Origin of the sequence: Bacteroides cutis, from assembly GCF_900241005.1 — a bacterium.
Lineage (GTDB): Bacteria > Bacteroidota > Bacteroidia > Bacteroidales > Bacteroidaceae > Bacteroides > Bacteroides cutis.
In genome coordinates, this window is sequence record NZ_OEST01000005.1 from 211,817 (window position 1) to 233,672 (window position 21,856).

The 21,856-nt window shown below is 39.1% G+C and carries 17 protein-coding genes; 14 read left to right on the plus strand and 3 right to left on the minus strand.

All coding sequences use genetic code 11. The features are described from left to right. Positions 1 to 161: 161 nt before the first annotated feature. From C1A09_RS12195 to C1A09_RS12260, 14 genes are all read left to right on the plus strand, one after another. The gene (locus C1A09_RS12195) at positions 162 to 1,262 is read left to right on the plus strand and encodes a DUF4934 domain-containing protein (protein WP_158557818.1); all 1,101 of its coding nucleotides are present in this window, start codon (positions 162 to 164) and stop codon (positions 1,260 to 1,262) included. An 89-nt stretch (positions 1,263 to 1,351) separates the two neighbouring features. Beyond that, entirely contained in the window at positions 1,352 to 1,822 is a 471-nt protein-coding gene (locus C1A09_RS12200) for a hypothetical protein (RefSeq protein WP_145998990.1), read from the plus strand. A gap of 9 nt (positions 1,823 to 1,831) precedes the next feature. Continuing rightward, the gene (lepB, locus tag C1A09_RS12205; protein ID WP_101544592.1) at positions 1,832 to 2,719 is read left to right on the plus strand and encodes a signal peptidase I; all 888 of its coding nucleotides are present in this window, start codon (positions 1,832 to 1,834) and stop codon (positions 2,717 to 2,719) included. Continuing rightward, positions 2,701 to 4,368 (plus strand): O-antigen ligase family protein, encoded by a 1,668-nt coding sequence (locus C1A09_RS12210; RefSeq protein ID WP_101544816.1) that lies wholly within the window; start codon positions 2,701 to 2,703, stop codon positions 4,366 to 4,368. Before lepB ends, C1A09_RS12210 begins: the two co-directional genes overlap by 19 nt. 97 nt (positions 4,369 to 4,465) lie before the next feature. Further along, positions 4,466 to 5,518 (plus strand): winged helix-turn-helix domain-containing protein, encoded by a 1,053-nt coding sequence (locus C1A09_RS12215; protein ID WP_101544593.1) that lies wholly within the window; start codon positions 4,466 to 4,468, stop codon positions 5,516 to 5,518. A 149-nt stretch (positions 5,519 to 5,667) separates the two neighbouring features. Next, complete coding sequence (locus C1A09_RS12220; protein WP_101544595.1) at positions 5,668 to 5,907, plus strand: NVEALA domain-containing protein; 240 nt, start codon at positions 5,668 to 5,670, stop codon at positions 5,905 to 5,907. A 434-nt stretch (positions 5,908 to 6,341) separates the two neighbouring features. Further along, positions 6,342 to 6,836 carry a hypothetical protein gene (locus tag C1A09_RS12225; protein ID WP_145998991.1) on the plus strand — a complete coding sequence of 165 codons (495 nt, stop codon included), beginning with the start codon at positions 6,342 to 6,344 and terminating at the stop codon, positions 6,834 to 6,836. A 7-nt stretch (positions 6,837 to 6,843) separates the two neighbouring features. Beyond that, positions 6,844 to 7,125, plus strand: coding sequence for a hypothetical protein (locus tag C1A09_RS12230; RefSeq protein WP_101544599.1), 282 nt, complete (start codon positions 6,844 to 6,846; stop codon positions 7,123 to 7,125). A gap of 88 nt (positions 7,126 to 7,213) precedes the next feature. Further along, positions 7,214 to 8,311 (plus strand): DUF4934 domain-containing protein, encoded by a 1,098-nt coding sequence (locus tag C1A09_RS12235; RefSeq protein WP_180949223.1) that lies wholly within the window; start codon positions 7,214 to 7,216, stop codon positions 8,309 to 8,311. A 407-nt stretch (positions 8,312 to 8,718) separates the two neighbouring features. Then, positions 8,719 to 8,994, plus strand: a complete 276-nt coding sequence (locus C1A09_RS12240) for a DUF1573 domain-containing protein (protein WP_101544604.1) — start codon at positions 8,719 to 8,721, stop codon at positions 8,992 to 8,994. A 130-nt stretch (positions 8,995 to 9,124) separates the two neighbouring features. Continuing rightward, complete coding sequence (locus tag C1A09_RS12245; protein WP_101544606.1) at positions 9,125 to 10,216, plus strand: efflux RND transporter periplasmic adaptor subunit; 1,092 nt, start codon at positions 9,125 to 9,127, stop codon at positions 10,214 to 10,216. Positions 10,217 to 10,238: 22 nt separating this feature from the next. Further along, positions 10,239 to 13,310: an efflux RND transporter permease subunit gene (locus C1A09_RS12250; RefSeq protein ID WP_101544609.1), complete on the plus strand. Its 3,072-nt coding sequence runs from the start codon at positions 10,239 to 10,241 to the stop codon at positions 13,308 to 13,310. A gap of 3 nt (positions 13,311 to 13,313) precedes the next feature. Next, entirely contained in the window at positions 13,314 to 14,786 is a 1,473-nt protein-coding gene (locus C1A09_RS12255) for a TolC family protein (protein ID WP_101544612.1), read from the plus strand. A 7-nt stretch (positions 14,787 to 14,793) separates the two neighbouring features. Next, positions 14,794 to 18,009, plus strand: coding sequence for an efflux RND transporter permease subunit (locus tag C1A09_RS12260; protein WP_101544818.1), 3,216 nt, complete (start codon positions 14,794 to 14,796; stop codon positions 18,007 to 18,009). A 36-nt stretch (positions 18,010 to 18,045) separates the two neighbouring features. On the opposite strand, the gene C1A09_RS12265 is transcribed toward C1A09_RS12260, so the two are convergent. The 3 genes from C1A09_RS12265 to C1A09_RS12275 form a co-directional block, all read right to left on the minus strand. Continuing rightward, on the minus strand, positions 18,046 to 19,056 hold the full coding sequence (locus C1A09_RS12265) for an AI-2E family transporter (RefSeq protein WP_101544820.1): 1,011 nt from the start codon (positions 19,054 to 19,056) through the stop codon (positions 18,046 to 18,048). A gap of 68 nt (positions 19,057 to 19,124) precedes the next feature. Beyond that, a complete protein-coding gene (locus C1A09_RS12270) occupies positions 19,125 to 19,739 on the minus strand; it encodes an L-threonylcarbamoyladenylate synthase (RefSeq protein WP_101544615.1) in 615 nt (204 codons plus the stop codon). 100 nt (positions 19,740 to 19,839) lie between these two features. After that, positions 19,840 to 21,849 carry an AAA family ATPase gene (locus C1A09_RS12275; protein ID WP_101544618.1) on the minus strand — a complete coding sequence of 670 codons (2,010 nt, stop codon included), beginning with the start codon at positions 21,847 to 21,849 and terminating at the stop codon, positions 19,840 to 19,842. Between the last annotated feature and the right edge of the window lie 7 nt (positions 21,850 to 21,856).

Here is a 21,856-nt window from a genome sequence, read left to right on the forward strand (position 1 = left end):
AACTTACTGCCCGTTCCATAACCAACTAAAAAAGGAGGTCGAGGCAAAGGTAGATATTTGATTAATAATTAGCAATTTTTTTGCTTATCCGTTGAAATGATAGACACGGGAGAAATATATGTATGTCACCTTTTACATAACCCATATAATAATTAATGTATATGAATAAATTGTATTGTTTTATATTTATTTCATGTCTTTTGAGTGCTTGTGGAAAAAAAAGAGAAATTTCTAAAGAAGGGACTATAATAACATGTGAACAGAAGGATGTGCCGTTACGTATATCTGAATTCTCGGATAAAGCATTTTTGTTACCATTGGAAACCAGTGAAAAGTCTTTGTTTGGTGGAGTTGATAAATTGGTGTTTTACGACAATAAAATATATGTACTGGATCAAAAATATGCAGCAAAGATAATGATATTTGATGCATCAACGGGGAAATTTATTTCAAAAATTGGCACTATCGGTAGTGGCCCGGGAGAATATAAAAGTATATCGGATTTCTCTATTGATGAAGAAAAGAAGAAAATATATGTATTGACTAATCGGCATAAAGTAATAACATATACATTGTTTGGGGATTTCGTTCATGAGAAGAATTTGGGTTTTTATGCAGATAAGATGGAATATGCGAAAGAGCATTTTTATTTTATCTGTAGTGATATAAAAGATGATAATTTGATAATAACGGATGCGAAGTATCATAAATTAATTTCATATTTCTCGCAAAAAGAATATGGAGCTAACCAAAGGATGCTTATTCACCCGTTATATAAAAAAAATGATGAAATATATTATCGAAGATTTTTGGATAATATCGTTTACAAAATAGATAATATCGTTTCATCTGTCTATAAGATAAATTTAGGAAAGAATGAATTACAGTTGGACGGGTTTGATAAATTATCAAAGCAAGAATTATTATTGGAGATGGGAAAATCTTCTTGTCATTTGAAGTATTTTGTAGAGAACGAAGATGTGATTACTTATGTTTATTTTGATAATAATAAGCCCGTCTTTGCTCTGTATGAAAAAGAAAAGAATAAAGGAAACTCGTGTTATTGTGAAACGCTGATTGATGATTATTATGGAATTAATATGCCTTTGTTAGAATATGAGGCTAATGGTAATTGTTTGGTTGCGGTGGTTTCTCCCATAGGTTTGAAGGAACAAATGAATGATGAAGGTAAGAAAATTTTGGAAAGTTATGGAGTTACAGAGGAGTCGAACCCTATATTGTATATTATTCAAACCCATTGAAAATGAAACTAAGATTTTTTATATCTGTATTATTCCTTTTAGTATGTTTTATGTCCTGTCATAATATAAAAAAAGAGAATATTCTTCAGATGGCAGATAATTGGACAGGAAAAATAATGATATTTCCAGAGAGTATGACATATACGGTTCAAGGGGAAAAAATACCAAATGATTCTATGTTTAATACTGAATATACGATTGTTTCCTATGTTGATACTATAGGATGTCTGAGTTGTAAATTACATTTAGATAAATGGAAAATAATAATTCAGGAAATGAATGGAATTACCCCTTCCTTAGTGTCGCCAATCTTAATTTTTCATGTGAATGATATGAAAGAAGCTACATATATGTTGGATCGTTATGAGTTTAATTATCCAATCTGTATTGACACACTTGATATTTTTAATAAAGTAAACCATTTGCTATCAATTCCATCCTTTCAAACCTTTTTATTAGATAAGGATAATAAAATTGTAGCTATAGGTAATCCTGTTTATAATCCTAAAATCAAAGAACTTTATATGAATATAATTCAGGGAAAAGCAGATTTAAATTAGAAACATAGTATGCATAAGTCGTTTCGTTTACATAAAATCATTGATTGGGGAATAAATATCTTTCTCTGTATCTGTGGCATGGGGCTTTTGTGGCTGGTTATCCAAGTTTTTTGCGTCACATCGTTTCATATACCCAGCGACTCTATGGAACCGGAATTATTGGCAGGTGATGCAATTTTGGTAAACAAGATGAAATATGGTGCACGGCTGTTCAACATCATGGAGGCGGTCAATGACAAACAGGTGAAGATTAAACGTCTGCCGGGACTGGGAGAGGTGGAACGAAATGATGTGGTGGTTTTTAATTATCCCTGCCCTAAGAAGTGGAAACGGATTGAGATGGATGTGATGCAATATTATGTGAAGCGTTGTGTGGCGTTGCCGGGAGATACGTTCCGGATTGTGAACGGAAGATACCGGGTGGATGGCTATCCGCATGAATTGGGGAATGTGGAGGCGCAAGACCGTTTTATGACGATCATTAAGGAACGGCAACTGTCGGACGAGGATACCGGAGTCAGGGCTTATCCGGGGGGGACACAGAAATGGACGGTAAAAAACTTTGGGCCGTTCTATATTCCAAAGGCGGGTGACTGTATTCGGTTGGATAGTGTTACTTTCAGGCTTTATAAGAATGTGATAGAATGGGAACGGCAGGAGAGGTTGAAGTGTAAGAATAATCATGTATATATAGGTGACCGGATACTTTCGGAATATTGTTTCCAGAAGAATTATTACTTCATGGCGGGTGATAAGGTGGAAAACTCTAAAGATTCACGTTATTGGGGATTATTACCCGAAGAATATATTGTAGGTAAAGCTTGTAGAATATGGAAATCGGTAGATGAAAACAGGGGAGCCGTAAGATGGGACAGAATATGGAAAACGATAAAATGAAAGTGTGGAGATTTAATGTGGCAGGTGTTCTATTGATTGTTGCCATGTTGCTGTTGCTCTCTTTGGCGAGTATCACTAATTCTGGGTTGGCGGCAGGTGAAACCATCGAGCAATGGATATGGTTTGATAAAATGGCTGTGGTGGCAGCCGGAATTGCCTTATTGATACCTTTTGTGCTGAGGCAGAAGAAATATTTGTATGACTCTGCATATTGTTTGTCGGTGGCATTGATGATTTGGGGTGGTGCAGAGGCTGTTTGGGGGATATGCCAGTTGTATGGGTTTGCAGTTTCGGGGCATTCACGATATGCGCTGACCGGTTCTTTTTTTAATCCGGGTCCGTATGCAGGTTATCTGGCGATGGTGCTGCCCGTGTGTCTATGTCGTACTATGGAATTATGGTATCCGTGGAGGTATATGCCGGAAAAGATTTTGAGAATAGAGAAGTGCATTGCAATAGGAGCAGGGATTTGTATCCTTTGTGTACTCCCTGCCACCATGAGCCGTTCGGCATGGCTGGCGGCCGGGATATCTTGCGTATGTGTGGTTGCCATGGAGAATGGTTGGGGAAGAATTTGGCTTGGAATGTGGAAATGGAAAAGAAAGCGTGCGGTGATGACTGTAATCGGGAGTGTGGCTACGCTGATGTTGGTGTTTTTCCTGATGTTTATGATTAAGCAGGATTCTGCCAAAGGACGGTTGTTTATGTGGAAGATCGCGTGTCGTGCAGTGGCCGAGAAACCTTGGAGCGGGCATGGAGAAGGAAGTTTTGCAGCAGCCTTTGGAGTGGCGCAAGAAAAGTATTTTGCAGGGGAGGAATATAGTCAGTGGGAAGAACATGTGGCGGGAAGTCCGAAGTATGCTTTTAATGAATATCTGAAGGTGACGATTGAATATGGAATACCGGTGACAATTTTGGTATTACTGGTTATAGGTTTTTGTCTGTATTCGGGAATACGCCAGGAGCGCTACGGGGTATGTGCGGCTATAATTTCACTGTTGGTATTTTCTTTTTCATCTTATCCGCTTCAACTTCCGGTATTTCTTGTTACATTAGTCGGCCTGTTACTGGTGTGTGTGATGAATAACAGGTGGACAACTTTGGTGATGATGGCTGTTGTGATAGCTGCATACGGTATATACCGCTTGCCGGATGACCGCAAGATGCTGGATGCCTGCCGGGAAGAGGTGAATGTACGGATGCTTTATCGGGCGGGAGCTTACGAAGCGGCATTGGAAGGTTATGAAAGACTTTATCCTTTGTTGAAAGAGAAAGATAGTTTTATGTTTGAGTATGGGCACTGCCTGCATAAACTGGAAAGATATGAGGATTCTAACCGGATCATGGAAGAAGCGATGAAGGTGAGCAATGATCCGATGATACTGAATATAATAGGTAAGAACTATCAGCAAATGGGAAATTACCGGGCAGCGGAAAATAGGTTTATCCGTGCTATCTGTCGTCTGCCGGGAAGGATATATCCGTATTATCTGTTGGCAAAATTGTATGCAGAACCGGATTTTTGCCAACCGGATAAATTTGAAGAAATGAAACGGATAGTATGGACGAAGACTCCTAAGGTGATGTCTACGGCTATACGGGAAATGAGGGAAGAATTGGAAAAAATAGATATAAGGATACAAAAGTAAGATACCGGTTATCGAATTTAGACAAAGCATGAGACTTTTTTTTAATAGAGAGCGCATTGGTAATTTCTTATTGGCTTTGTGGCATAATAAATAAATCATGAAGACAAAACCGATTATAGGACTATTATTGGCGGTGGCAATATCGGAGGTTGTCCTTGTAAACTATCGATATAAGAATCATTTGGAAGCTTGGAATAAGGTAGCATGTGAAACCTTTGAAGAGGCGTTGTGGGAGGATTTGGAGAATAGAGGAGAACTGAAAGTTAAATATTACGGAAAGAACAGTTTGATTTCCATAGGATCAAAAATTCCCAAAAGTGTATTTGTGATTACGAAAGATGGTAAGAAGGAATATAAGATTGATTCTTGTAAACATGTGAATAACGTAGTCTCTGATCCTCTGATGAGACAGTTATATAGTATTGTGTTAGAAAAGCATCCGATACTATCTGATACGCTGAACACTATTTGGAAGCATCGTCTGAATAGAAAGAACATTGTGGCATCAACGGGAGTGTGTGTCTCTGTTACCGATTTGGATAATCACACTAAATTAGGATTCTCAAAACCTTTTGAAACTAAGCTTTTAAAAGATAGTTTACTTTCCCGCTATGCAGGATATAGATGTGAAATTGAAGTTACGGGTTTTGTAAATCATGCATGGTTCAGTAATATGAATATTAAAGATTATTTCTTTTTCTCTATTCCATTATTAGTAGCTGCAATACTATGTATAGTCGGTATTGTTTTCAAGAATAAAATAAAGAAATGCTTCACAAAAGAAGTGCCCGTGATTATCGAAAAAGAAATACCTGTCATTGTAAAAGATGAAAACGAGACTCATATTTATAAATTAGCGGGGGGAATACTTTTTAATGTTAAAGCATCTTTGTTGAAAAATGGCGATAAGTCTATACAATTGACTCCGCAAGCTAAAAATTTATTGAAGATGTTCATTGAAGCAAAAGATTGCAGACTTGCTAATGATGAAATCATCTCTCACCTTTGGCTCGCTAACGATGGAACATTGGCTAAAGTACATAAATCTGTTGCTCGGTTGCGAGAACAAATAATCGAAATACCGGAAATGAAAATAATTAATGATGATGGTGCATATCGACTTATAATATCCCATTCCATCGAAGAATAATAGGATTTTATAAAGAAAAGGGCATGCCTGACAATATCTGACAATTTTGAAAAATGCTAAATTGTCAGATATTGTCAGGCATAAAATGCTGCGAGATATAAATTGCTTGGTAGTTTTGTACCGTTATTAACACTTAACCAAAATGTTTTATGAAAAAGAAAGTATTGGTTTTTATTTCTTTGATGATTGCCACCGTATTTGTTTATTCTTATTCTGACTCAGAAAAAGCGGGATTGAATGCTTTGCTGTTAGAAAATATCGAAGCATTGGCTGATGGAGAATATGATGACACAACTCGGTGTTGGGGTGATGGCTCTGTTGATTGCCCGTATACTGATGTGAAGGTGGAATATGTCTTTGGAGGATATAGCCTTAAGGACCTCTATTGACAATTGCTTTTTTCTTGGTTTTCTGCAAATCTGTATTCAATAGGAAAGCCTTGCTAATGCAAACTTTTCTCTAACAGATATGCTGAAATAGCGAGGAACGACATCTCATTACCACTGTGAATGTAAAGAGCGATGAATCTATGGACGAGTTTAAAATTGTGATATAATTGAAAAAAGAACAGATGGAGAATATTTATTGGAGTAAGTTCTTCTCTCTGTTCCATAACCCATTAAAGAAAGGAGGACGTGGCAAAAATACTATATTTAGATTGATAGAGCAATGAGATTGCTTTCCGTTGAAAGGATATATACGATACTCGTTTTGCAAAAAGAAGTCTGCATTCAGATTTTGAAAAAAATAATGGAGTAGTTAATTGAGGAGTATTTGCTGTAAAATGAAATATTTTTGCTATGGTATATTAATTTGTGTTATTTTGTTGAATATATTAGGGGCTTGTGTAGATAAAAAAGAACAATATGTTCGGCAATGGTATGGGAAAACTTTATTATTTCCTGATTCCATAGTTTTTAGACTTTTCGCACGAGAGAAAGTGTTTTTTGACTATACGAAAACCAAATATAAATTGGCAGTTTTTATAGGTGATGCAGATTGTATCAGTTGTAAATTAAAAATTGATGATTGGCTACGATTCAAACAAGATTTGGATTCCACATCGTCTGATATAACATTTCTTTTCATAATGAATCCTATTTATCGAAGAGAATTATATACAGTGTTGAAATCTTATAACTTTTCAACGCCAGTATGCATTGATAACAGCAAAGAAATTAGGACACTGAATAATATTCCATTAAATACATTTCATGTTTTTTTGCTTGATTGGGAAAATAAGATTATTGGCGTAGGCGATCCTATAGCGAATATCAAAGTGAGAAATTTATATAAAAAATGTATCTTAACAAAGTAAGTAGATTATGAAGATGAAATATTTGTTAGCTATCGTGCTAGTAGCTTTTACTATGTCTTTTTTTACTCGCCATGAATATAGAGCAGCGGATTTGATATTGGAAAATATCGAAGCTTTTGCTAATGATGAACATGGTGATATAGATTCAACATTGGTGCCATATAGTAAATTGGGTTCAAAAACTATTTATGTAATTCTTGATGGACAAATTTTAACGACACAAGTACCTTGTTGCATGTCGGATACTAGTCCGTTTAGTGGATGTGCTGCTGGATTGGATAATTGTTAGAACAGGTTAAAGAGTTGAGCGAGAAATGAAAAACTGTTTTCGCTCAACTCTTTCTTGCCAATTTAATTTTCACTTCAATAATATATATATGAAGCAAATTACAGTAATTTTCCTGTTGCTAATTGTTATAATAAATGTGAGTTCTTGTTCTTCTAAGAAAGTAGATAAGTACAATTCTATAAAGATTGATTTATCATGTCAAGATAACGCATTGTTGGTGTCTTCTTTTATTGATACTGTAAAAACGATTAAGTTGTGTCTTCCTGACCCATATTTCTTTGGAATAGTGACAGATATATTGTTTACAGATTCTTCACTGTTTGTGGTGGATAAAAAACAATGTAATATTTTGCATTTTAAAATGGATGGCACTTTTCTAAATAAAATAGGAAATAAAGGAAAAGCGCCAGGAGAGTTCATCAGTTTGCATCGTTGCTTTATAGGAGATAAGTATATTTATGTTAGTGATATAAATACACGAAGAATTCACTACTATACACATACTGGAGAATATCTTAAGTCTATACAAAGTTCATTTGATTTGGTATATGATGATATTGTTGCGCTTCCAAATGGAAAATTTTTATGTCATGATATACAAGGTAATGAAGGGGAGAGTAAAATTTGGTTAATGAGTGAGGATGGAAAAAAAGAACAAACATTCTTATATCATAAAGCTGTATATCCATATAGTTATACGGAATGGAATACTATCACTACTACTCCTTTTGATGACATATTAAGAATATTTGATCCTATAACAGGTTGTTTTTATGAGTATAATTATCGAACAGAGAAATTGAAAGAATGCGAATGTTTTGTTTCTAATAGAAAAGGATTAGAATCATTTAAAAGTATAGAGACTTTTGAAAATATTGATGCAGAATATGCTTTCCCTTCTTTTGTAATAGAAACTAATAGCTTTTTTTATTCGATATGGACGACTTCTGAATTAATAGGACTACATGTATTATACGAAAAAAAAGAAAAGAATGTTCGAGTTTCAAGGAGACTAAGTATGGATTTTGTAAATTATCCAATGTGTCCACTTCCTGTCTCTACTAACTTGTCAAATGTTATGGTCGGTATTATGACGGATGAATATCCGTTAGAATATTTTCCTGAAAAATATAGATATTGCGTTTCGGAACAAACGGCAATAGTCTATTTGATGGAATTTAGATAACTATAAATTGTGTTGTTATTCAAAAATAGTAGGGTGAATAGAAATTATGGTTGATTTATGGAGAATTTGGCACATTTTGTTAAAACTGTATGTACAATAATTAGTATAGTCTTATTGTGGTAAGTTGTGATTTTGTCAATCATAAAGAAGAATTAGAGAGTTTTGGGAAGATTTATAACTTGAAACCGAATGATCAACAAGAACTTTTAATCGGATATGGAAGAATGGTAATGGCTGATTTGTTCTTAATAATCGTTTCTTCCAGTCCTGACGATATATGCAAAATCTACGATATACATGATAATAATAAGGAAGTTTGTGTTTATTAAAGGACAGGAAATGGTTCTGGCGGATTTACCAACCGCTATTGACTTTATGCTTGGAATGATGAATTTGAATTAAATAAAATGAATAAACAAATAGTCTTTCCTGATGTAATGCAGTTCACTCTATTAGGAAATGATACAAACTATTTACCGAAAAGTGAATATAAGATTCTATCTACTTCCTGTGGCTGTACTTCCGTTGATTATTTCAAGCAGCCTGTTTCTCCCGGTGATAGTATTTCATTGAAAGTCGCTTATAAAGCAGACCATCCGGAGCACTTTGGCAAAACGATAATCGTGTATTCCAATATGAATCCTTCGTCGGTTCAATTGAAGATAACGGGGGATGCGGAATAGAATCAGTTTTAATATGAAATATATTCGATTGCCTTTATTGATGATGATTTTTTAGAATTTGTATTATTTATTTTACATTCTAATAATAAATACTAATTTTGCAACAATCTTAATTAAAAATAAAATCGCTATGAAAACACAAAATTATCGGTACGTGCTATATATGGTGCTCTTATTGTTGACTGCCTGTTCTGGAATAAAGAAAGAAAAAACTCTTGAGGAAGGTGTAGCAACCGTTCTTCCTGACAATGACAATGAAGTGACCATAGAGGTTTTGAAGCAGCGGGACTTTAATCATGAGTTGGTGAGTAACGGAAAGGTCGTTGCCGGAGGATTGGCGGATTTACGCTTTGAAACAATCGGTATTGTAGCGCATATTTATGTAAAGAATGGTGACTATGTGCGTAAAGGGCAAAAAATTGCCGAACTGGACAAATTTCGCCTGAAGAATAAAACCGCACAGGCTAAGGATGCCTTGGACCGTGCAAAACTGGAGTTGCAGGATGTGCTGATAGGACAGGGATATACGGTGGATGACATAAGTAAAGTACCGGCTGACGTCATGCAACTGGCTCGTACCAAGAGTGGTTACGAACAAAATCTTTCCCAATATGAATTGGCTAAATATGAAGAGGAACATGCTACGTTGGTGGCTCCTTTTGAGGGTGTGGTAGCCAATCTCTTTTCTAAAACTTATAATGCCGCGAATACTTCAGAGGCTTTCTGTACCATTGTCGGTGCACAAAATATGGAAGCTGATTTCACGGTACTGGAAAATGAACTTCCTCTGATAAAGACCGGTGACAAAGTGATTATTACTCCTTATTCTGATGCTGCTTCCGGTTATGAAGGGCGGATTACGCAGATAAATCCGATAGTGGACGACAAGGGAATGGTTAAGGTGAAAGCTGTTGTAAACGGTAAGGGGAGATTGTTCAGTGGCATGAATGTGAGGGTGAATGTGCACCGTTCCTTGGGTAAGCAGTTTGTAATTCCGAAGAGTGCGGTGGTGTTACGTTCGGGTAAACAGGTGGTATTTACTCTGAAGAAAGGCGTTGCCCGGTGGAATTATGTGCAAACCGGATTGGAGAACGCTGATGAATATACATTGGTTACGGGAGCTTCCCAAACGGATAAAATTGAGGAAGGAGACACGATTATCGTAACCGGAAATGTAAATCTGGCGCATGAGGCACCGGTGAAAATAATTACTAATAATTAATTATAAAACTGAGGAGAGAAGGATGGTTGACTTCCTTATACGGAGACCGATTGCCGTGTTGATGGCGTTTACGGCATGTTTCATTGTGGGGCTGGTGACGTATTTCACTTTGCCTGTTTCCCTGTTGCCTGATATTGCTATTCCTGAAATTACGGTACAGGTGTCTGAACAGAATACGTCTGCACGCGAATTGGAAAATACGATAGTAAAACCTTTGCGGCAACAGCTTATCCAGGTGGCGAAGTTGAAAGATATGAATAGTGAAACCCGGGATGGGGCGGGTGTCATCCGCTTGAGTTTTGATTATGGTACGAATACGGATCTTGCTTTTATCGAGGTGAATGAGAAGATTGACGCTGCCATGAACTATCTGCCCAAAGATGCTGATCGCCCTAAGGTGGTGAAAGCGAGTGCTACGGATATTCCTGTGTTTTATGTAAATCTGACTTTGAAGAATGACAGTGCTTATGGGGAAACCGATGAGCGTGCTTTCCTTGATTTATGTGAATTTGCGGAGAATGTCATTAAACGCCGTATAGAACAGCTGACGGAGGTGGCAATGGTAGATGTGACCGGTTTGCTGGAAAGGCAGTTGCAGATTGTGCCCGATCCGGATAAACTGGCGGTACTCGGTGTTTCCATGGAGGATATTGAAAATGCACTGGCTCAGAATAATGTGGAGCCGGGTAGTATGACCGTACGTGACGGGTATTATGAGTATAACATAAAGTTTTCTACTTTGCTGCGTACAGATGAAGATGTCAGGAATATATTTTTGCGTAAAGAGGGACGTATTATCCGTCTGGGTGACTTCTGCCGGATAGGTATTGTACCGGTCAAAGAAAAAGGTGTGTCCATGAGTAACGGCAAGCGTGCGGTGACCTTGGCAGTCATCAAGCAGGCGGACGAGAATATGGACGACATGAAGCAGGCGATTACCGGTACGATGAATTATTTCAAAAGAGTATATCCGGATATTGATTTCAGTATCAGTCGGAACCAGACTGAATTACTGGATTATACGATCTCCAATTTGCAACAGAATTTGTCACTGGGTTTTCTGTTCATTTGTATTGTGGCGGTTTTGTTTTTGGGCGATGTCAAATCACCGTTTATCATCGGATTGAGTATGGTGGTGTCTATTGTTGTCTGTTTCTTGTTTTTCTACCTCTTTAAGATGTCACTCAATATTATTTCTTTATCAGGGTTGATTCTGGCATTAGGTATGATGATTGACAGCAGTATCATTGTTACCGAAAATATTTCTCAGTATCGAGAGCGGGGATACTCCTTGAGACGTGCATGTGTGACAGGGACAAGCGAGGTGATAACGCCGATGCTTAGTTCGTCACTGACTACTATCGCTGTTTTTGTTCCATTGATATTTATGAGTGGCATTGCGGGGGCATTGTTCTATGATCAGGCTTTTTCGGTAACGGTGGGATTGTTGGTCTCTTATTTTACAGGTATCATGTTGTTGCCGGTACTTTACATGTTGGTTTACCGTACGGGAATACGCCGGAAATCTTGGTTGGGCAGGATACGTATTAATAATCCGTTGAAGGAACATACATTGGATCGTTTTTATGATGCAGGAGTCGATTGGGTTTTTTCTCACAAAACGTTGAGTGTCGTTTTCTGTATTGTTTCCGTTCCTCTTTGTGTCTTCCTTTTCTTTTTTATCGGGAAAGAGCGTATGCCTGAAATCGATCAGAATGAATTAATTGTCCGCATAGAATGGAATGAAAATATCCATGTGGATGAAAATCGCCATCGGGTGGATGTCTTGTTTGAAGAGTTGAAGGGGGAAACTGTGGAACAGACTGCATCTGTCGGTCAGCAGGATTATTTGTTGAACCGGGAACAGGCGCTTTCATCTTCTGAGGCTGAATTGTACTTCAAGACAGAAAGCCCTTCGGAGATAAAATCCTTGCAGCAAAAGGTATATCAACGATTGAAAGCTGAATATCCCTTGGCGGTGGTTACTTTTATGCCTCCCGAAACGGTTTTTGAGAAGTTGTTTGTAACCGGAGAGGCTGATGTAGTGGCTGAACTTTATGCGCGTAATAAGGAAAAAGCCCCGGTAGCGGAAAAATTGCAAGAATTGGAACGTAGGTTTAATGAACGGACAGGAGTGGCACCGACCGGAATATCTTTTGAAAACCAATTGAATATCAGTGTTCTGCAAGAAAAACTTTTGTTATACAATGTCGCTTATAATGAATTGTACCGGGAGTTGAAAACGGCTTTCAAGGAGAACAGTGTGGCAATGTTGCATTCATACCAGCAATATTTGCCTATCAGTATAGTGGGCGAAGAGAAAACTGTGAATGAAATTTTACGGCAAACTTTGGTACAGACACGTCCGGACAATAAAGGTGAGATAGAATATATTCCTTTACGTGATTTGGTCAGAATCAGTCCGGCAGAAGACCTGAAAACAATTACTGCAGGACGTAATGGAGAATATATTCCTTTCCGTTTTTATGACGTGGAGGATGCGGAACCTTTGATGACGGAAGTGAAGCAGGTAGCGGATACTACCGGAGATTGGGATACTGCTTTTTCCGGTAGTTTCTTTTCCAACCGCCAGATGCTGGACGAACTGGTGATAATCCTTTTCATATCTATCTTATTGATGTATTTCATCCTTGCCGCCCAGTTTGAAAGTTTTGTGCAACCTTTGATCGTTTTGCTGGAAATTCCTGTCGATGTTGCATTTGCCTTGTTGCTGCTGTGGGGGTGTGGGCATACTCTGAATTTGATGTCGGCTATCGGATTGATTGTAACGTGCGGTATTATTATCAATGACTCCATCTTGAAATTGGACGCGATCAATGAACTGCGAAAAGCCGGTATGCCGCTTATGGAGGCCATTCACGAGGCGGGACGGAGAAGGCTTCGTCCTATCATCATGACGTCGCTCACTACGATATTCGCGATGGTTCCTCTGCTATTTTCTTTTGATATGGGGTCAGAGTTACAGAAACCGCTTTCTATTGCGATGATTGGTGCCATGTTTATCGGGACATTGGTCAGCTTATTCATTATTCCGCTGATATATTGGTTCATTTATAAGAAGAAAACTACTTGATATATGAAAAAACTGAATTTTATACTTCTATTGAGTTTATGTTCACTTTATTGTTCTGCTCAACGTCGGATAACACTGGATTTGCAGCAGACTATTTCTATGGCGAACGACAGCTCATTGGAAGCATTCCGTACCAAAAACATGTATTTGTCCGGTTATTGGGAATACCGTACCTATAAGGCAAATCGCTTACCCAGCCTGACGTTGAACATGACTCCGGCACAGTATAACCGTGATATCACCAAACGTTATGACTCGGAACAGGACTTGGATGTGTATCGTAGCCAACAGTCTTTCTATGCATATGGTAATCTGGCTATCCGGCAGAACTTTGACTTGACGGGAGGTACGTTCTATCTGGATACGGAACTGGGGTATATGCGGAGTTTCGGCAGTAATAAATATACTCAATTTACAAGTGTTCCGGTACGTTTGGGGTATTCGCAGAACTTGGTGGGGTACAATCCTTTCCGTTGGGAACGTAAGATTGAGCCTTTGAAGTACGAAAAAGTCAAGAAAGAATATATCTATAATGCAGAACAGGTATCCGAGCAAGCTACCACTTATTTCTTTGCGCTTGCCATGGCGCAGGCGGAATATGATCTGGCAAAAGAAAATGCGATATCTACCGATACTCTTTACCGTATCGGAATGCAACGTTTGAAGATAGCTTCTATCAGCCGGGCAGATTTGTTGACTTTGAAGCTTGATGTGGTGAATGCACGTAATACTTTGCAGAATGCGACCAGTTCTTTGAAACGTGCTATGTTTTCATTGGCTTCTTTCTTAAATCTGGAAAAGAATACGGAGATAAAAGTAAAACTTCCCGGTCGTCCGCAAGCCCTGACTATTCCGGTAGATGAGGCTTTGATGGCTGCACAATCCAACAATCCGGATTTTCTTGAACTCCGGCAGAATGTTCTGGAAGCTGAACAAAAAGTGGATAAGACCCAAAAAGAATCCCGGTTCAATGCCAGTATCAATGCGAGTGTAGGATTCAATCAAGTTGCAGAGAAACTGGGTGGGGCATATCAACATCCCATGCAGCAGGAAATGGTATCTGTCAGTGTCTCTATACCATTGATAGACTGGGGAGTGCGGAAAGGAAAATATAACATGGCGCGTAACAGTCTTAATGTGGTGAAAACTTCTGCCCGCCAAAGTGAAATCAGTATTGAAGAGGAAGTGATAATGACTGTTTCCGATTTCAATGTCCAACAGAGTATGGTGGCAAGTGCCGAAGAAGCGCTCGACCTTTCTGTGTTGGCTTATAATGAAACGCGTCAACGTTTTATTATCGGTAAAGCGGATATCAATAGTCTTACTCTTTCTTTAAACCGTCAACAGGAAGCACAGCGTAATTATATCTCAGCTTTGAAGAATTACTGGCTGTATTATTATAAAATACGGAAACTGACGTTGCATGATTTTGCGACGGGGTTCTCGTTATCGGAAAAATTTGATTATGATAACTGAGAAAACCATGAAATCTGCTTCTTCTTTCACCGTCATTGTTACATTCGTTTGTCTGGCTTTGGTGGGCATCGCTCTGATACCGCTCTTGCCGGTCAAATTGAATCCATCACGTAGCCTGCCGGGCTTTACGGTAAGTTTCAGTATGCCTGGAACATCGTCGCGGGTTATTGAAATGGAGGTGACAAGTAAACTGGAAGCCATGTTGGCACGTATACGGGGAGTGAAGAAATTGAATTCCAACTCGGGTAACGGTTCGGGCAGTATTACTGTGGAACTGGATAAACATGCGGATGTGGATGCTGTCCGCTTCGAGGCCTCTACTGTAATACGGCAGACATGGCCCGGATTGCCTGAGGGGGTCACTTATCCAATTATCCGGATGAAAGTTCCGGATAAAGATGCGGTGCGTCCTTTCATGTCCTTTACATTGAATGCTCCTTCGACCCCGATATTGATACAACAGTATGCAGAAGAGCATATCAAACCACGGTTGGCACAGATTGCCGGTATATATAAAGTGGAACTGAGCGGGGCAACCCCGATGGAATGGAGGTTGGAGTACGATAGTGAACAGTTACGTACACTGGGGGTTACTTTGTCTGATATCAGGGAAGCTGTGAAGCAATATTATCGGAAAGAGTTCCTGGGTACACATAATGTGGATGCAGGAGATGGCAGTGAACAATGGATACGTCTTGCTTTAGTGCCCGACAGGGTTTCAGATCGTTTTGAACCTTCTAAAATAGTCGTGACTACTACTGCGGGAAAGGTAATTCGTCTGGATGAGTTGGTAACTGTAACTCATATTGAAGAATCGCCTCAAAGTTATTACCGTATCAACGGATTGAATTCTATTTATTTGTCTGTAACGGCTGAAGAAACTGCCAATCAATTGCAACTCAGCCATGAGGTTATGGAGGCGATGGAAGATATCAAGACGGTTCTTCCCGCCGGATACGAAGTTCATGCGAGCTACGATGCTACAGAGTACATTCGGGAAGAACTGGATAAGATCTATTTCCGTACCGGATTGACGGTACTTATTCTATTGGTATTTGTGTGGTTGATAACCCGTAAATTGAAGTATCTTTTTCTGATAGTTACCAGTCTGGTTGTGAACATAGCGATTGCACTTATCTTTTATTATCTCTTCGGGTTGGAGATGCAACTCTATTCGTTGGCTGGTATTACGGTTTCGTTGAACCTTGTGATAGACAGTACGATTGTGATGGCCGACCATATTCTCCATCGTCGTAACCTGAAAGCTTTTATGTCTGTATTGGCGGCTACGCTCACCACTATGGGAGCATTGGTCATCATCTTTTTTCTGGATGATAAAATCAGATTGAACTTGCAGGATTTTGCGGCGGTAGTGATTATCAACCTGGCTGTATCTTTGTTGGTATCCTTGTTTTTCGTACCTTCTATGATAGAGAAGATTGGATTGGTGAAACATACGAATTCAAAAAGGTGCGGAAGGAGTATTTTGTCATTCAAGATGAAACAAAGTATGATCGGCATCAGGAAGTTTTTTAAACGTTTTCCGGTTTACTTTACTCGTTGTTATACTGTGCTTATCCGTTTTCTTTGCCGATGGCGATGGGCGGTTTGTATATTGCTATTGTTGGGGTTTGGTTTGCCGGTCTTTTTACTTCCCGAGAAGTTGCAGGGAGAGGGAAAATGGGAAGAGATCTATAATAAAACCATCGGTTCCCACGCGTATAAAGAAACGGTGAAACCCGTTGTAGACAAAGTTTTGGGAGGTGCCTTGCGTCTTTTTGTGCAGAAAGTATATGAAGGCAGTTATTTCACACGCAATGAAGAAGTAGTACTCTATGCCAATGCAAACCTGCCTAATGGAAGTACGTTGGAACAGATGAATACATTGGTAAAACGTATGGAAACTTATCTTAGTGAGTTTAAGGAGATTAAGCAATTCCATACTTCTGTATATAGTCCTCGACGAGCAAGTATCACCGTTTACTTTAAGAAAGAGTATCAAAATAGCGGTTTTCCTTATACTTTAAAAGCTAACATGATAAGTAAGGCATTGAAACTGGGTGGTGGCAGTTGGGGTATTTATGGATTGCAAGACCAAGGATTTAGCAATGATGTGCGCGAGAGTGCGGGTTCTTATCGTGTAAAGATGTATGGTTACAACTATGATGAACTTTATGAATGGGCTGAAAAATTGAAAGCGAAGCTTTTGACGCACCGTCGCATCAAGGAAGTACTCATTAATTCGGAGTTCTCGTGGTGGAAAGATGACTATCAAGAGTTTTATTTCAATCTGAATAAGGAACGTATGATACAGGAAGGGGTTAGTGCACAGAAGTTGTTTGCGGCAGTACAACCTATCTTCGGCAAGAATATGGAAATAGGTTCGGTGTTGACGGAGGAGGGAACAGAAAAGATCAGGCTTTCTTCCCGGCAATCTCACGAATATGATATTTGGGCAATGCAGTTCTTTCCATACGGATCGGATAATGATAAACATTACAAACTTTCGGAACTGACAAGTGTGGAGAAAGGACAAATGCCGCAAGAGATAGCCAAAGAACGGCAACAGTATCGTCTTTGCCTACAGTATGAATATATTGGCTCCAATGAAATGGGAAATAAGATTTTGGAGCGTGACTTGGAAGAGTTTAATTCTATTTTGCCGATGGGGTATACAGCCGAGTCTCAAAGTACTTCATGGGGATGGGGTAAAAAGGATAATAAGCAATATTTGTTTTTGCTAGTGGTGATAGCCATTATTTTCTTTACTACCAGTATATTGTTCAACTCTTTAAAGCAACCACTCGCTATTATCTTCGTTATTCCTGTGTCTTACATTGGAGTATTCCTTACTTTTTACTGGTTCCGTCTGAACTTTGACCAGGGTGGTTTTGCTTCATTTGTGTTGTTATGTGGCATTACGGTGAATGCCAGTATTTATATACTCAATGAATATAACAGTATTCGGCGCCGTTTTCCATGTCTGTCTTCATTACGTGCTTATACCAAAGCGTGGAATGCCAAGGTTGTACCTATCTTCTTAACGGTTATTTCCACTATCTTGGGATTTATTCCTTTCATGGTTGGTACTGAAAAAGAGGCATTTTGGTTTCCATTGGCAGCTGGTACTATTGGTGGATTGGTGATGTCGGTGATAGGTATCTTTTTCTTTCTGCCGGTATTTTGCTTGAAGAGAAAAGAACCTAAAAGAAAATGTTCTTAGTCGACGTGGATGTATGAAATGTCTGCAAGAAGCTTGTTATTTTCCACCATCCAAGTATTCTTTTTTGAACATATCAACAAAAAGAAAAAACAGAGAAAGTAGTAATGGACCGAATATAATCCCCATAAAGCCGAATAATGATAAACCGATGACAACTCCGAAGATGGTAATGAGTGGATGGATATCTGCCATCTTCTTTTGGATAATAAAACGTATCAGATTATCCAATTGTGAAATAATAATTGTTCCGAAAAAAGCTAAACCAGCAGCCTGGAGCCAATTTCCTATTAAAGCCATATAAGCGGCAATAGGTATCCATATTAATGCCGTACCTACCATTGGTACAATACTAGCAAAACTTGTAAGAAGTCCTGATAACAGAATATTGGGAGCACCGAATATCCAGTAACCGATCATAGCTACCCCACCTTGTATGATAGCCAATAAAGGGATACCGATGGCATTTGAACGTACAATCAGGTTAATCTCGCGTACTACGTTTTGTGTATTGGCGGCATTAAAAGGCAGAATATCGTCAATGTACTGTTCCATTTTTTTCCCTCCTATCAACATGAAGTAGAGTACAAATACCAATACGAACATATTAACGGCAAAACTGCTGATACCGCCCATTAAAGTCTGACCTATACGTGGAAGAATCGATATTATATAAGAAATGACATCACCACCCAGTATATTGTATCCTGTTTTTTCTTTTATGATTTGGGCGGCTTCTTCAAACGGAGTAATGATTACTTGAGGATCAAGATTGATGTTTTGTAAATTAGTAATTGCCAACCATACTACCAGGGCTAAGGGGACAAGGAAACATAAAATAGCTTCTGCCGTAATGATAGTAGCGGCCAAACTGCGTTTCATCTTTTTTTTCACGGAAAGATAAAACATCTGCTTTCTGACAAGGATATAAATGGTCAATGCTCCCAATAAACCGCCAAGGAAGGGAGTAATTTGCCGGAAGAGGATGAGGCCCAGTCCTAAGATGATAGTTATTAGTGAATATTTCCAGTATTTCTCTTTGGTATTCATAGAGTTCATTGTTTCTTTTGACAAGAAACATTGCAGAAACCGGAAAAGTTTTGTTGTTGATTAAAATTTTATCCTTCGTCGAGCCAGCCTTTCCCTTGACGTACTATTTCGATTTCATCGTTGGTACAATCCACTACGGTAGAACCTTCTGTCCCACCAATTCCTCCGTCAATTACCAAATCCGCAATATTACCGAATTTCTCATCTATCAGTTCGGGATCTGTGATATATTCGATGTCTTCATCTTCTTCATGGGGCAGGGTAGTGGTCATGATAGGAGCATTGAGTAACCGGGCTATTTCCTGGATAATAGGATTGTCCGGCATACGTATACCTACTTCTTTCCGATTACGGAATATTTTAGGTAAACGGGTGGTTCCGTTTAGGATAAAAGTAAATGCTCCGGGCAGGTTACGTTTCATTAACTTGAAAGTGTTGTTATTTACTTTGGCATATTCGCTGATACTGCTCAAATCGTAACAGATAATGGAAAGATTATTTTTCTTCGGATCTATTTCCTTAAGCTGACAAATACGTTCGATGGCACGCTCTTTCAATCCATGGCAACCGATGGCATACATAGTGTCAGTGGGATAGATGATGATACCTCCATCATTCAGAATATCTATTACCTGCTGTAAATCTACTGGATTATTATTCTTTTCATAAAGTCTTAGAAGCATGGCAGAATGGGATTTTATTTTAAAAGTAAAATACAAAAGTAGATAATAAGTTTCTTGTAATCAAATGTATAAGGAAGAAATTTATTGAGGGCATGCAAACTTATTTAGCGGAACGCTTTTTACGAAGTTCCTCTGCCACTCTCCATTGTAGCGCTGCTTCCGCTTCTTTTCCAGCCTGCATCAGAGCATCGCCGAAAAGTTCATGAGCACCGGCATGTTCGGGTTTTAAAGTCGTAGCTTTATCCAAATCGGCTATAGCGCCTTCTATTTCTTCAAGTTTAAGACGTAACTTTCCACGATTGTATACGGCTTTAAACTCTGCAGGACGAAGCCGTACGGCACGGTTCAGGCACTCTTCCGCCTCTAAATAATGCTTTTCGTTGAACAAAGTAATCCCTTTTCGTATCCATGCATCCGTATATTCGGGATAAAGTTCCAATGCTTTGTTATAATTGGCAAGTGCGGCACGAACATCATGTGCCTGGGTGATACATTCGTTTCCCATCTGATAATATTCGTGTGCATAATTTTGCAGGCGTTGCCGCTGTTCTTCCATCTCCTGCCTCAGACGTACATTGTCTTCTTTTAATCGGTTAATGATGGTTAGTTTTTTACGGATGAACCGTTGTATTACAGGCTTTTCTATGTCATAACGAGAGTGGATAGCCTTGAAAAATTCGTTCAGGAAGGTTTCAAAGTCACCGTTGTCAAACGCCTTGGAAGCAGCCACATACTGCACATCCGCTTGAGCCTGTTTCAAGGCACGCTCAATAGCCTGGCGGTTATTAAAGCGTTCGGAAAAACTGATAATCTCAGGGCGTACAAATACATCCGCACGGCTGATGGGCTTTTTAAGCTGTATCCCTTCCAAAGAAGTACACCGGCTCAATGCTACATACGTCTGCCCTCCGGCAAATACTCCTCCGGTGAAGTCGATAACCACTCGACTGAAGGTCAGTCCCTGGCTTTTATGTACTGTTATAGCCCAAGCCAGCCGGACCGGATATTGAGTAAAAGTCCCGAGTTCCTCTTCCTCGATTTGTTTTTTTTCTTCGTTGTATTTATATCGGATATTCCGCCACAATTCTCGTTTCACATCACACTCTTTACCATCGTCGGTAATGACATAAAGGGTTTCTTCTATTGGGTCGAAGCCACTGATAATTCCGATTGTACCATTTACCCAACGCCGGTCGAAGTCATTTTTGATAAAGATAATTTGTGCTCCCGGTTTCAGGACTAATTCTTTGGAAGTGGGAAGGCTGCTCTCTGGGAAGTCTCCCTGGATTTCACCATAGAAAGTTATCGGTTCGCCGGGTAATTCCGTTAATTTTTTATCGTTAATGAAGTCCACATTGTCACGGCGAGTGGCAAGGGTAATATACATATCTGCTTCCGATTGCTCTATCTGCGTGCCGTAGCGGGTATTGAGCAATTGTAGGTCTGCTGAACCAAGCGTATTGTTACGGATATGGTCTAGAACACTGACGAATACTTTATCCGTTTGTCGGTACACTTTCTGTAACTCGATGGAAACAAGGTCTATTTGATTGAAAACCCGTGCGGAGAAGAAATAAGGAGTAGGATAGAAACGGTTCAGTATCTCTCGTTCATCTCCTTTCACTACAGGCTCCAACTGGAAAACATCACCCACCAGCAGTATTTGTTTTCCACCGAAAGGTTCGCGTAGATTTCTGGAATAAACACGCAGTACCCGGTCTACTGCATCAATGATATCTGCCCGCACCATGGATATCTCATCGATGATGATAAGTTCGAGTTCTTCAAGCAGTTTACGATGAGGTTTGGTATATTTAAAAAATTCATGGATACGTCCGCGTTGCAAACTGAAATTCGGATCATCGGGTAACAGGGGATAGAAAGGAAATTTAAAAAAACTGTGCATGGTACTGCCCCCGGCATTGATAGCCGCGATACCCGTGGGCGCCAGTACCACATGCTTCTTTTTTGTATGCTCGCAAATGTAACGAAGAAAGGTCGATTTTCCCGTACCTGCTTTGCCCGTCAGAAAAACAGACTGGCGGGTATATTGAATAAGGTTCAAGGCGTCTTGAAACTCTTTATTCTGTGTATCGGGAACGAAACTCAAGTTATTT